The sequence below is a fragment of the Vibrio sp. V39_P1S14PM300 genome, from assembly GCF_009904765.1.
Taxonomy (GTDB): Bacteria; Pseudomonadota; Gammaproteobacteria; order Enterobacterales; family Vibrionaceae; genus Vibrio; species Vibrio proteolyticus.
The window spans coordinates 1-12,510 of sequence record NZ_WXWP01000063.1 but is presented as its reverse complement, the minus strand read 5'-3'; the positions used below and the strand labels follow the sequence as shown (position 1 = coordinate 12,510).

The window sequence follows — 12,510 nt, the reverse complement described above, 5'->3', positions numbered from 1 at the left end:
GAGTAACATCATCAAAGCTCTTGAGCAAGAGCAAATGAAACAAGACCTGCCTAAATTTGCACCAGGTGACACTGTTGTAGTTCAGGTTAAAGTAAAAGAAGGTGAGCGTGAGCGTCTACAGGCTTTTGAAGGCGTTGTAATCGCAATCCGTAACCGTGGTCTTCACTCTGCTTTCACTGTACGTAAGATCTCTAACGGTGAAGGTGTTGAGCGTACGTTCCAAACACACTCTCCAATCGTTGATAGCATCGAAGTTAAACGCCGCGGTGCAGTACGTCGTGCCAAGCTGTACTACCTGCGTGAGCGTTCTGGTAAGTCTGCTCGTATCAAAGAGAAACTTGCTAAGAAGTAATGCTATAACTAGCGTTCTCATCGTAAAAACGGAGCCCCAGGGCTCCGTTTTTTATTGTGCGTAACAGATACCGCGCACTTGTGAACCGCGCCTACAAAAAAGGCCGATACCGGGTATCAGCCTATTTATGACGAGATTACTGATCTTCTGACCAGCCATCGCTGTCGGACATGTCCGGAGCGCCGGGAATCGATTTCTCTTCGTCTGCCCACTCGCCAAAATCTATCATCTGACACTGCTTGCTGCAGAAGGGGCGGAATGGGCTTTGCGCACCCCATTCAACGTCGGCGCCACATTGCGGGCATTTGACCACGGTTTGTTTTTTCGACATGGATACCATCCAATAACAGAATTTGCGTTATTGTCGGTGCAGCGGCACGGAATTGCAACCGTACCGAAGGCGCCAGCGGTTTAACCGCACACCGCTAAATCAAATTCAATATTCTGAGTGCTGGCCTGACCACTTTCAAAATCCATAAACTTGATCGCGAAGCGATTCTTGTGGCCGGATATCATCGGGTAGACCCCATATTCGACCGGGATTTTGAGACGTAGGATATTGGCTTCGTCGGCATCGCTCTGGAAAAAGCCAGCTTGTGCCTGCCGGGCACGAAACTGACCGGTCTCACGGGTCAATTTGAGCCACAGCTCCAGTGCGTTGGCCAGAGGTTCCAGACTGCGCATCCACTGACTGGCATCGTCAATTTTGCGCTCTACCGGGCGGTGCAGCCAGTGGTGAAGCGCTGGTAAATCGAAACAACAGGCGCCGCCGGGCAGGTTGAATCGTTGACGGATCATGCTGAGAAAGCGGTCTTCTTTGAAGCTCTGACCAAATCGTTCAGCGCCCATCAACTCACTGTAGGCCTGGTCCACTTCGCTGAGGATCTGATCCAGCATTTCCTGATCCACGCCTTCGACATTGCGCCAGTTGCGATACGTCTGGCGTTGTTTTTCAATGTCCTTGGCCAGTTCGCTTTTCAGCTGGATCTGTTCAAAAATTTCCAGCAGATCGAACAAAGAGCGGAAAAACAGTAAGTGCTGTAACTCATCGGTGAACTGAGACGAAACGTGCAGTTGGTTGAGCAGGGACTCAACGCGCAGATACATGCGTGTTTTCTCGTTTAGCGGATGTTCAAAGTAATGAGTGGTCATCGAGTTAGCCTTACGTTGTTATGCCTCTATTCTCACAGATCTTTCCCACAGAGTGCCAGATACTTTTGGTGTAATTTTGTGATTTGAGGCAAAAGTTTCTGGTTTTCAGTATCATTTTTAATCACATCGTCAGCAATGGCTAAACGTTGCTCGCGGCTTGCCTGTGCTTGAAGGATCGCGCGGGCCTGTTGCTCAGAAACATCGTCTCGCACCATGGTACGCGCGACTTGTGTGTGTTCGTCGACATCGACAACCAGCACTCGGTCAGCCATGCTCTGCAGGTCGTTTTCCACCATCAGCGGGATCACCAGTAAAGCGTAAGCAGAGCTGACTTCCTGTAGATCATCACGCATCTTCTGACGGATCATCGGGTGCAGCAATTGGTTAAGCCAGTTTTTCTCCGCCGGATCAGAAAAAATTTTTTCACGCAGCGCCGCGCGATTGAGCAGGCCTTCCGGAGTCAGAATGTCTTCACCGAAACGTTTGATGATGGCTTTCAGGCCTGGTGTGCCGGGTTCGACCACCTCGCGGGCGACGACGTCGGCGTCGATAACATCAATACCAAAGTGATCGCGAAACAGGTTTGCGACCGTTGTTTTCCCACTGGCGATACCGCCAGTGAGCCCGATTACCAATGCCATAGTTACAGCCCTAATAGTGTCGACAGATACAGGTTCATGATTTGAGAACCCCACATCATACAGACCCAGCCAGCAATCGCCAGATACGGACCGAATGGAAATGCTTTATCGATCCCCTGTTTTTGCCATTTCAGTTGCAGCAGGCCAAATATGACGCCCACCACGGAAGAGAGCAGAATGATCAGCGGCAACGACTGCCAGCCTAGCCAGGCCCCTAACGCTGCCAACAATTTGAAGTCGCCGTACCCCATGCCTTCTTTGCCGGTCAACAGTTTAAACCCCCAGTACACCAGCCACAGCGAGAGGTAGCCGGTGACGGCACCAATGACGGCATCTTGCAAGGACACCGGACTGATACCCAATAGTGCCAGAACGATACCGGCCCAGGTCAGCGGCAGGGTTAGTTGATCGGGAAGCAGCATGGTGTCGAGATCAATGAAAGTCGCCGCGAGCAGCACAAAACTGAAAAACAGCAGACTGATGGCATAATCGCTGAAACCGAACCGCAGACTGATCACCAGACACAAACTGGCACTCAGCAGCTCGACTAACGGATAGCGGGCACTGATGCGCGCCTGACAAGTTCGGCAGCGTCCTTTAAGGAGCAACCAACTGAGCAGGGGAATGTTGTCGCGTACCCGGATCGGAGCGTGGCAGTGCGGGCAACGGGAAGCGGGGATACTGAGCGTCAGCTTGCCTTCTGGGATGGGCAGCTGGTATTCCGGAAATGATTCGGCACATTCCGTGCGCCACTCTCGTTCCATAATTTGCGGCAGGCGATGGATCACCACGTTCAGAAAACTGCCGATGATCAGGCCAAATACGGTGGCGAAAACGGGAAACAGCCACGGGTAAAAGTGAAAGATGTCCATATAAAAACTCAGTTGCGTGCCACTTTACAAGCACGTCCGCCGTTAGGCTGGTCGTCTTGAGGAGAAAAATACGACATTTTGTCGTCTGTCGCTAATCTTATCCTAACACGCTCATTAAATTAAAGATTGGCAAGTACATGGCGATCACCAGACCACCAACCAGCCCACCGAGTAGCAGGATCAAGACGGGCTCAATCAGTTTACCCAGGTTATCTACGCTGTTTTCGACGTCGTGTTCGTACAGGTCGGCCACTTTATTGAGCATCTCGTCCAGACGCCCCGCTTGTTCGCCAATCATTACCATCTGAATCATCAGCTCAGGAAAGACCTGATGCCGACGCATTGCATGATGCAAGGCAATACCCGCTGCGGCGTCGTGACACAACTGCTCGGCGGCGAACTGATAATGCAGGTTGCCGCAAGTCCGTGCGCCGCCCTGCAGAGATTGCAGTATCGGGACGCCGGCTGCAAAGCTGGTGGCGAGTGTGCGACTGAAACGAGCCAGCGCCGCTTTGCGAAGTAGCCCACCAAATACAGGTAAGCTCAACACCCATTGATGGCTTCGTCGTCGCAGCCGCTTAGAGCGGCGGCGTAAGGCGTTGAGTGTCAGAATCGCCAGGAAAATGCCAGCGAGCGCCGTCAGGCCGGCCTGGCGCATCAGTTCTGAGGCATGAATGACCTGACGTGTGAACCATGGCAGCTGGGCCCCAAAGCCGCGAAACATGGCTTCGAACTCTGGGATCACCATGGTCAGCATCAGATAAGTGACCAGCACGGCGGCTGCGATGACCACGGCCGGGTAAATCAGGGCTTTAATTACTTTGGCCCGCAGTTGCTCACTGTTTTCCCGGTAGCTGGCTAGGCGGCAGAATATGCGACTTAACTGGCCGGATTGCTCGGCGCTGGCGACCAGCGCAATGTACACCGGATCGAACGCGCCCAGGGCGCTGCGCAGACTGTCAGACAAAGGGGTGCCGGCTTCCACCCGGCCAATCACACCATTGAGCAGGGCCTGCATTGCGTGGTTTCTATGATGATCTCGCACCAGGTTGAGAGCGTCGAGTATCGGTACGCCGCTGGAAAGCATGGTTGCGAGTTGGCGAGTGAACAGCGTAATGTCACGAGAGGCGATCCGGGTGGTGAACCGGCTCAGCAGTGGCCGGGCACATGGACGAATCCGGGCTAAGCGGATGTGTTGCTCGTTGAGATGTCGGCGGACCTCACTTTCACTGCCAGCGAGCAGAGAGCCCGCACGTTTTTGGCCATGCTGGTCACGCCCCTGCCAGCGAAAGTAACTTAAGGATTGACGCGGATTGTGTTGTGTCATCGTATTGCTGCCGATTTAAAGGTGCAACACGCGCTGCAATTCCGCCAGACTGGTGTGTCCCTGACGCAGCAGATCCGCAGCCGATTGCACCAGTGTCAGCATGCCCGACTGCACAGCCAGAGTTTCCAGTTCATGTTTGCTGGCTCGCGCGATCAACGCGTCTGCCAGTGGCGCCGTCAATGGCATCATTTCATACACGCCAACTCGGCCACAATAGCCATGGGTACAGTGAGGGCAGCCGGGCGCATGAGCTGAAAAACAGGAATGGGCGATATTGAGTTGGTGTTGCCAGTACTCAGGTAGAGCGTGTGTACGCTTACAGTGGGGGCAGAGCCGGCGCACCAGACGCTGCGCGATGATCAGCGACAACGAAGCCGAAAGATGGTACGGCGCGATGCCCATGTTCGTCAGACGGGTTAACGTCTCGGCGGCGGAGTTGGTGTGCAACGTGGACAGCACCAGATGTCCGGTTTGCGCGGCGGTCACGGCAATCTGGGCGGTTTCACTGTCGCGGATTTCACCCACCATGATGATGTCCGGATCCTGGCGTAAAAAAGCTCGCAGCGCAGTCGCGAAATTGAGGCCAATCGCCGAATCAATGTGAACCTGATTGACACCCGGCAGATTGATTTCGACCGGGTCTTCTGCGGTGGCGATATTGACCTGGCTGGTATTGATGTGTTTTAGGCCAGCATACAGCGACACCGTTTTGCCACTGCCGGTCGGGCCGGTGATTAATATCAATCCCTGGGGTTTACTCAGAGCACCAAGATACAGTTGTTGCTGCTTCTCGTTGAGCCCAAGCGATGTGATCTGTAGGGCCGTGGCCTGATTATCGAGTATGCGCAGCACCACTTTTTCACCCCACAGGGTTGGTAACGTCGAGACGCGCATATCAATCGCCTGTTGTTCACTGAGGCGTAGCTTGAGGCGGCCATCTTGCGGCAGACGTCGCTCTGCGATGTCCAGACGGGCGAGGATCTTCAGCCGGGCCGTCAGGCGGCGGCTGAGGTGGTTAACCGAATGCGGACTGTCGACCAGAACGCCATCACAACGCAGGCGAATACGATACTGGTGTTCATACGGCTCAAAATGGATATCGGAAGCCTGTCGCTGCACCGCATCCAGCAGAACCTGGTGGATGAAACGGCTGACGGGCGAGTCATCTTCCCGCAACAAGTCGGTTTCCTGGCGTTCTGCTGCGCTGTTGTCTTCCAACCCGGCCAGCTCTTCCTGTGATACCTCTTTGCTGGCTGACGTGCTCAGACTTGGATGACGGCCGTACAACTGGCGAATGGCACTCAGCAGGTGGTCTGCACGGGCGATTCGGTATTCTATCGTCAGTCCGGTGGCAAAACGGAATTCGTTCTCGGCCTCTTTAACTGACGGATCTGCGACCGCCAGAATCAGGCTCTGCGCATCGCAGGCCAGCGGCAGCGCCTGATAACGGCATATCAGCTCGCGCAGGGCGAACCGCTGACACACGGACTGATAATCGAAGTCAGCCAGCTCGATTATCGGCAGAGCAAACAACTCGCCAATCTGATGCGCCAACTGACCGAGATCAAGATGAGTCAGGGCCATCAGGGCATTGGCGGCGTGGGGTGTCTCGTGCAGTGCGTTGTTGAGGGCTTCACCATCCTTACGGTTGAGTAACCCCGCCTGACTTAACACTGCGGCGAGAGACGAACCGGACATTACGAGCAGCCGTTTGGTTTGATGTCGTTGCCAGCCCCACTGACCTGACATCCCCAGCCGCTGGTACCACGACTGAAGGTAATGGTGGCGCCATTGATTGAACTGTCGCTGAAGGTAAAACGCAGACCATCGTTGGATGAGAGGAGGCTGACAGTCCCCAGTGTGCTGGACCCGGCAGAGATACCGAGATCATTGGTCAAGCTGGCGCCACTGAGTGAGCTGTTCTGCTGATAGTAGATCTCGGCTGGGGTGATCAGGGACTTTATTGTCGCCAGTCCTGAGGCCATCTCACTTTTGGAGACATAGCTTTTGTAGGCCGGTACCGCAATGGCCGACAGAACACCGATAATCGCCACGACGATCATCAGTTCGATCAGGGTAAATCCGGAATGGGCGGTGCGCATGGTTGCTCCTTGCTGTTGGGAACGCAGTGGGTGCAGAGCGTAAGATGTGGTAAGGCGGGAAGACTAGCGCCTCAAGTGCCGTTCGCGAGCAAGGTAGAGCAGGGTGAGAGACCACAGACATATCAGCTGCAGGATTTTTCGGTCAGGCTCAAACAAAAAAGGAGCCATTGGCTCCTTTTTTGAGTAACGCTCAGCGATTACTGAAAGCGCATCGACAAATCCAGCGCTCGGACGTGTTTGGTCAGTGCGCCGACCGAGATGTAATCCACGCCCGTTTCGGCGTATTCACGCAGTGTCTCGAGGGTGACATTCCCGGAGTTTTCTAGTGCTGCACGCCCGGCGTTGATTTTCACTGCTTCACGCATCATATCGGTACTGAAGTTATCCAGCATAATGATGTCGGCCCCGGCATCGATAGCCTGGTTCAGCTCTTGCAACGATTCCGTCTCCACTTCAACCGGTTTTCCTGGGTTAAGGTGTTTGGCGGTTTTGATCGCTTGGGCGATTCCCCCGCAGGCGATGATGTGATTCTCTTTGATCAGATAGGCATCGAATACGCCGATACGGTGGTTGAACCCTCCGCCGCATGCGACAGCGTATTTGAGCGCGCTGCGCAGGCCTGGAATGGTTTTCCGGGTGTCCAGCAACTTACATTGCGTGCCTTGCAACTGAGCGGCGTATTGCGCAGTCACTGTGGCACAGCCGGACAGGGTCTGAATAAAGTTCATGGCATTGCGCTCGCCGGTGAGCAGAATGCGTGCCGGACCCGACAGTGTGCATAAGGTTTGGTTAGGGATGACCGCTTCACCGTCCTGAACATGCCAGTCGATAGTGACTTCGTCGCCCAACTGACGAAAGACTTCGTCGGCCCAGGCTTGCCCGCAGAAGATACCGTGCTCACGGGTGATGATGGTCGCGACGTTGTGGGCATCGGCTGGGATCAGACTTGCGGTGATGTCCGCAGCGGGATCTAACGTGCCTCCCAAATCCTCTTTGAGCGCATTGGTAACGGCTCGGGAAATTTCCTTGGGAAGCTGCTGTTTCAGGTAGTCCAGGCGCGCCTGACTGTTGTGTGTCTCTTTCATCGCAAATCTATAACCGGGTTAAACAGAGAGGGCATAATACGCGGAGTGGGGACGAAATTCAGCCATTAATCTCGCATTTCAGCGCAGGCAGGATAAAATCAGCAACAAATGAATGCGTAAAGGCTAACAGTATGATTGATCACGCCGGCTGGTATCACAATGCCAGACACGTCCCTTCTCCGTTTTATGATCAGCGCAGTGATGAACAGGATATTTCTTTGCTGGTGATTCATAACATCAGCTTGCCGCCCGGGCAGTTTGGCGGACCATACATTGAACAGTTTTTTACCGGCCGGTTGAACCCGGATGAGCACCCGTTTTTTAACGTGATCCATCCGTTGCGGGTCTCGGCGCATTGTTTGATCCGCCGTGACGGTGAAGTGGTGCAGTTCGTGCCGTTTCGTGCAAGAGCCTGGCATGCCGGCACCTCATCATTTGCCGGGCGTGATCGATGCAATGATTATTCGATAGGTATCGAGCTGGAAGGCAGTGATTTTGTCGCGTACAGCGACGCTCAGTATCAGGCGCTGAATGAGCTGACCCAGGCGTTGATGTTGGCCTATCCGGCGATCACCTTGCCGCGGATCACCGGACATCAGTATATCGCGCCGCTGCGCAAAACCGACCCGGGCCTGGTGTTTGACTGGTCACGGTATAAAGGCGCACTGAGCAGCCAATAGGTGCGTGCGCCAGTCTCGGAGTTAAAGCGAGTCGTGATACTCGATTAGGATCTGTTCTACCCAGGTCTGGATGCGCTCATCACTGAGTTCATATTGGGAATCTTCGTCCAGCGCCAGACCGACAAACTGACGGCCGTCGGCGGTCAGTGCTTTTGATGCGTCAAACTGATAGCTGTCATCGTTTGGCCAGTAGCCGATGATATTAGCGCCCGTCTTGCGAATCTCCTTGTGCAGCAGCCCCATCGCATCGAGAAACCATTCGCCATAGCCTTCTTGATCGCCTAAGCCGAACAACGCGACGGACTTGCCGTTTAACGGTACGCCATCGATGTGCTCCCATATTGCGCTCCAGTCTTCCTGAATTTCGCCGAAATCCCAGGTTGAGATGCCTAATATCAGCAGATCGTAGTCACTCATCAGGGTAAGAGGTGTTTCTTTCACATTGTGGATGTCTACCAAGTCCTCGCCAATAATTGCGCGCATTTTTTCCGCCGCCATTTCGGTATAGCAGGTGGTGGAACCGTAAAAAAGACCGATCTTCATACTTCTCTCTAATCGTGATGAGTTTTAGCGAATTCTAACCATAAATTGGCTGTGATTGCAGTGAATATCACGTTGTTGCACGATTTTTTATAGCTTTCAACGGCTTGCTGTCTTAACCTGATGGCTGTTTGAAACGAGGTACACCGTGTCAGAAATCATGTCTCCCGACCAAGGGATCGTTGAACAGTTTTTGGATGCCATGTGGATGGAGCGGGGTCTGTCGGAAAACACCCTGGCGTCCTATCGCAACGATTTGCTCAAGTTGCTCCAGTGGATGGAGAAGCACCATTATCGTCTCGATTTTATCAGTCTGTCCGGTTTGCAGGAGTATCAGACCTGGCTGGTGGATCAGGATTATAAACAGACCTCACGGGCGAGAATGCTCTCGGCGATTCGCCGTTTGTTCCAGTATCTGCACCGCGAGAAAGTGCGCGCCGATGACCCGAGTGCGCTACTGGTCAGCCCTAAGCTGCCTAAGCGTCTGCCGAAAGATCTTACTGAAGCTCAGGTGGATGCCTTGCTCGACGCGCCGGATCCAAACGATCCGGTCGAGCTGCGTGACAAAGCCATGTTGGAACTGCTGTACGCCACCGGCTTGCGGGTGACGGAGCTGGTTAGCCTGACCATGGAGAACATCAGCCTGCGTCAGGGGGTGGTGCGGGTGATCGGTAAAGGCGGCAAAGAACGCCTGGTTCCGATGGGCGAAAATGCGGTTGATTGGGTGGAGACTTTCCTCGAACAAGGTCGCGCTTTCCTGCTCGGGGAGCAAACCTCCGACGTGGTCTTCCCCAGTAAACGCGCGCGCCAGATGACACGCCAGACGTTCTGGCATCGGATCAAACATTACGCAGTGATCGCCGGGATTGATACCGACTCGCTGTCACCGCACGTGTTGCGCCATGCGTTTGCAACCCATTTGCTCAATTACGGCGCCGACTTGCGCGTCGTGCAAATGTTGCTGGGCCATAGTGACTTATCCACGACCCAAATTTATACTCATGTAGCAACGGAACGACTTAAACAAATTCACAGCGAGCACCATCCGCGTGCCTGAAGTAAGGTAAATCTCATGAGCGTATTACGCCGAATGACTCTGCTGGCGCTGCCACTGTTTGTGGCGGCCTGCAATGCTGAAACGAAAGAAGTGAGCCCGGAAGTACCACAAGCGGCTCAGGCTCAAACTGCATCGATCGATAAATCTGTTTTTCAACAACGTTTTGCGCCGTTAGGCCTGGAAGTGATTGATGTGACCTCGGCAGACATCGCCGGAATGGTCGAAGTACAGACTTCTGGTGGCGTGCTGTTTGCGTCTCCGGACGCTAAGTTCTTTATCGCCGGCACCCTGTATCAGATGAATGACCAGGGCGGTTACGAAGACGTGCTGGCCAAGCGCCAGGCACCGATCAACGCCCAAAAAATCGCCTCGATGAGCGACAACGTGATCGAATACAAAGCGGACAAAGAACAATTTGCCGTGACGGTGTTTACCGACATTACCTGTGGATATTGCTCGCGTCTGCACAGCCAGATGCAAGGCTATAACGATCTCGGTATCACGGTTCGTTATATGGCTTACCCGCGTCAGGGCGGCACTGGTCAGGTGGCCGATCAGATGGCGGCTATCTGGTGTGCGGACGATCCGAAACAGGCGATGAACCTGGCCAAAACGCGACGTGAACTGCCGGAGCAGAATGACAAATTTGCGCAGTGTCAGCAGATCGTCAAAGCCGATTATAATTTGGGACGAGAGCTGGGTATCAGCGGCACGCCAGCGATCTTCATGCCGAACGGGGAAATGGTCGGCGGCTATCTGCCACCGGCGCAACTGATTCAACGTCTGCAACAAACTCAATAAGGAAACCCGGGCCTCTACTGAGAGGCCCTTTTGCCTATGATAGAAATTCAACGTCGTCCTGAACCTGATCTTTCTCTGCTGCCTGACACCATCCATCCGCTGTTAAAACGCATTTACATCAACCGGGGTATTCGTTCGCCTGACCAGTTAGAAAAGGCGGCCAAAGCGTTGCACTCCTACCAGCAGTTAGGCGGGATTGAGGCTGCGGTAGAACTGTTATTTGAGGCGATCAAAGACCAACGGCGTATTATTATTGTCGGTGACTTTGATGCCGATGGTGCCACCAGTTCGGCCTTATCCGTGTTGGCGCTGCGTATGCTGGGCTCGCACAACGTCGATTATCTGGTCCCCAACCGTTTTGAAGACGGTTACGGGCTTAGCCCGGAGGTGGTCGATCAGGCCATCGAACTGGGCGCTGAAGTAATCATGACGGTGGACAACGGCGTGTCGTCGATTGAAGGCGTACGCTATGCCAAGCAGCAAGGGCTGCAAGTGCTGGTCACCGACCACCATCTGCCAGGACATGAATTGCCAGAAGTCGATGCGATGGTGAACCCAAACCTGCAGACCTGTGCGTTTCCATCCAAAGCACTGGCTGGGGTGGGGGTGGCATTTTACCTGATGATGGCGCTGTGTGTGCACATGCGCAAAACGGGCTGGTTCAGCGAGCAGGGGATGGTTGAGCCCAAACTGATGGAACTGATCGACCTGGTGGCGCTGGGGACGGTGGCCGATGTGGTGCCGCTGGACGAAAATAACCGTATTCTGGTGCATCAGGGGCTGCAACGTATTCGTGCCGGTAAAGCGCGCCCGGGGATCCAGGCGCTGATTGAAGTGGCCAAACGGGATGCCCGCCGACTGGTGGCGTCGGATTTTGGCTTTGCGCTCGGGCCACGCATTAACGCGGCAGGCCGCTTGGATGATATGTCGTTCGGAGTGGAATTGCTGCTCAGCAACAATATTCATGCTGCACGGCGTATGGCGAGCGAGCTGGACGGACTCAATCAGACGCGCAAAGAGATTGAAGCGGGAATGAAGCAAGAGGCTATGGCGTTTTGTGAGCGCTTGCAGTTCGGTGAAAACAGCGAGCTGCCGCATGGCTTGGTGCTGTTCCAGCGCGACTGGCACCAGGGCGTCATCGGCATTCTGGCGTCGCGAATCAAAGAGCAGTTCCACCGGCCGGTAATTGCGTTTGCCGATGGCGGCGAAGGAATGATCAAAGGCTCGTGCCGCTCAATACCCGGGCTGCATATGCGCGATACGCTCGATCGCATTGATACTCAGAATCCTGGGCTGATCCTCAAATTTGGCGGTCATGCGATGGCGGCCGGTTTGACGATTCAGGAGCAAAACTTTGAGCGGTTTGCCCGCCTATTTGATCTGGCGGTGAAACAGGATCTCGATGATGCCGCTCTGAAAGGTGTGGTGCTCTCAGACGGTGAACTGAAGCCGGAAGAGTTTTCAATGCACGTTGCCGAGATGCTGCGTAGTGGCGGGCCGTGGGGGCAGGCATTTAACGAGCCTGTGTTCGACGGCGAGTTCAAAGTGCTGCATCAGAAACTGGTGGGAGAAAAGCACCTCAAACTGATGCTGGAACCTTTGTTCAAAGGCCACCCAACCAACATCATGCTGGATGGTATTGCGTTCAATGTCGATTTGCGCCGCTGGCCGGATGCGTCGGTTAAAGCGGTGCGCCTGGCTTACAAACTCGACATCAATGAGTTTCGTGGTAATCAATCACTACAGCTGATGGTTGAGCATCTTGAAGCCAATTGAGCTCTAGATTAATTAGAAATAAGCCGACCTGTTGATAGGTCGGTTTTTTATTACCAGTCGATAGGTTGGAACGCATTCCGTGCCGATTTTGACCTCAGAAAGGGGGCGAGTGCACGAATTGAGGG

At 54.1% G+C, this 12,510-nt stretch carries 14 protein-coding genes; 5 read left to right on the top strand and 9 right to left on the bottom strand.

Going from position 1 to position 12,510, the window contains the following annotated elements:
• A partial coding sequence (rplS, locus tag CAG65_RS03225; RefSeq protein ID WP_161452144.1) for a 50S ribosomal protein L19 occupies positions 1-352 on the top strand: 352 nt, incomplete at its 5' end.
• Positions 353-488: 136 nt separating this feature from the next.
• Here rplS and yacG read toward each other — a convergent pair.
• From yacG to nadC, 8 genes are all read right to left on the bottom strand, one after another.
• A complete protein-coding gene (gene yacG / locus CAG65_RS03220) occupies positions 489-683 on the bottom strand; it encodes a DNA gyrase inhibitor YacG (RefSeq protein WP_021705760.1) in 195 nt (64 codons plus the stop codon).
• Positions 684-763: 80 nt separating this feature from the next.
• The gene (gene zapD, locus CAG65_RS03215) at positions 764-1,504 is read right to left on the bottom strand and encodes a cell division protein ZapD (protein ID WP_021705759.1); all 741 of its coding nucleotides are present in this window, start codon (positions 1,502-1,504) and stop codon (positions 764-766) included.
• A 32-nt stretch (positions 1,505-1,536) separates the two neighbouring features.
• Positions 1,537-2,145: a dephospho-CoA kinase gene (gene coaE, locus CAG65_RS03210; RefSeq protein WP_161452142.1), complete on the bottom strand. Its 609-nt coding sequence runs from the start codon at positions 2,143-2,145 to the stop codon at positions 1,537-1,539.
• A 2-nt stretch (positions 2,146-2,147) separates the two neighbouring features.
• Entirely contained in the window at positions 2,148-3,017 is an 870-nt protein-coding gene (locus CAG65_RS03205; protein WP_161452140.1) for a prepilin peptidase, read from the bottom strand.
• Positions 3,018-3,114: 97 nt separating this feature from the next.
• Positions 3,115-4,344, bottom strand: a complete 1,230-nt coding sequence (locus CAG65_RS03200; RefSeq protein WP_161452138.1) for a type II secretion system F family protein — start codon at positions 4,342-4,344, stop codon at positions 3,115-3,117.
• 15 nt (positions 4,345-4,359) lie between these two features.
• The gene (gene pilB / locus CAG65_RS03195) at positions 4,360-6,042 is read right to left on the bottom strand and encodes a type IV-A pilus assembly ATPase PilB (RefSeq protein ID WP_161452136.1); all 1,683 of its coding nucleotides are present in this window, start codon (positions 6,040-6,042) and stop codon (positions 4,360-4,362) included.
• A complete protein-coding gene (locus tag CAG65_RS03190; protein ID WP_021705754.1) occupies positions 6,042-6,446 on the bottom strand; it encodes a pilin in 405 nt (134 codons plus the stop codon). The genes pilB and CAG65_RS03190 overlap by 1 nt, the downstream gene beginning before the upstream one ends.
• A gap of 197 nt (positions 6,447-6,643) precedes the next feature.
• A complete protein-coding gene (gene nadC, locus CAG65_RS03185) occupies positions 6,644-7,531 on the bottom strand; it encodes a carboxylating nicotinate-nucleotide diphosphorylase (protein WP_161452134.1) in 888 nt (295 codons plus the stop codon).
• A 131-nt stretch (positions 7,532-7,662) separates the two neighbouring features.
• Here nadC and ampD point away from each other — a divergent pair, with 131 nt between their 5' ends.
• Positions 7,663-8,211, top strand: a complete 549-nt coding sequence (gene ampD / locus CAG65_RS03180) for a 1,6-anhydro-N-acetylmuramyl-L-alanine amidase AmpD (protein WP_021705752.1) — start codon at positions 7,663-7,665, stop codon at positions 8,209-8,211.
• Positions 8,212-8,232: 21 nt separating this feature from the next.
• Here the strand turns inward: ampD and fldB are convergent, their stop codons facing one another.
• Complete coding sequence (gene fldB / locus CAG65_RS03175) at positions 8,233-8,754, bottom strand: flavodoxin FldB (RefSeq protein ID WP_161452132.1); 522 nt, start codon at positions 8,752-8,754, stop codon at positions 8,233-8,235.
• Positions 8,755-8,911: 157 nt separating this feature from the next.
• Here fldB and xerD point away from each other — a divergent pair, with 157 nt between their 5' ends.
• Genes xerD through recJ form a run of 3 tightly spaced genes read left to right on the top strand, consistent with a single transcriptional unit; the run spans position 8,912 to position 12,385 of the window.
• The gene (gene xerD / locus CAG65_RS03170; protein WP_040902734.1) at positions 8,912-9,808 is read left to right on the top strand and encodes a site-specific tyrosine recombinase XerD; all 897 of its coding nucleotides are present in this window, start codon (positions 8,912-8,914) and stop codon (positions 9,806-9,808) included.
• A gap of 15 nt (positions 9,809-9,823) precedes the next feature.
• Positions 9,824-10,609: a thioredoxin fold domain-containing protein gene (locus CAG65_RS03165; protein WP_161452130.1), complete on the top strand. Its 786-nt coding sequence runs from the start codon at positions 9,824-9,826 to the stop codon at positions 10,607-10,609.
• Positions 10,610-10,645: 36 nt separating this feature from the next.
• Positions 10,646-12,385: a single-stranded-DNA-specific exonuclease RecJ gene (gene recJ / locus CAG65_RS03160; protein WP_161452128.1), complete on the top strand. Its 1,740-nt coding sequence runs from the start codon at positions 10,646-10,648 to the stop codon at positions 12,383-12,385.
• Positions 12,386-12,510: the final 125 nt, after the last annotated feature.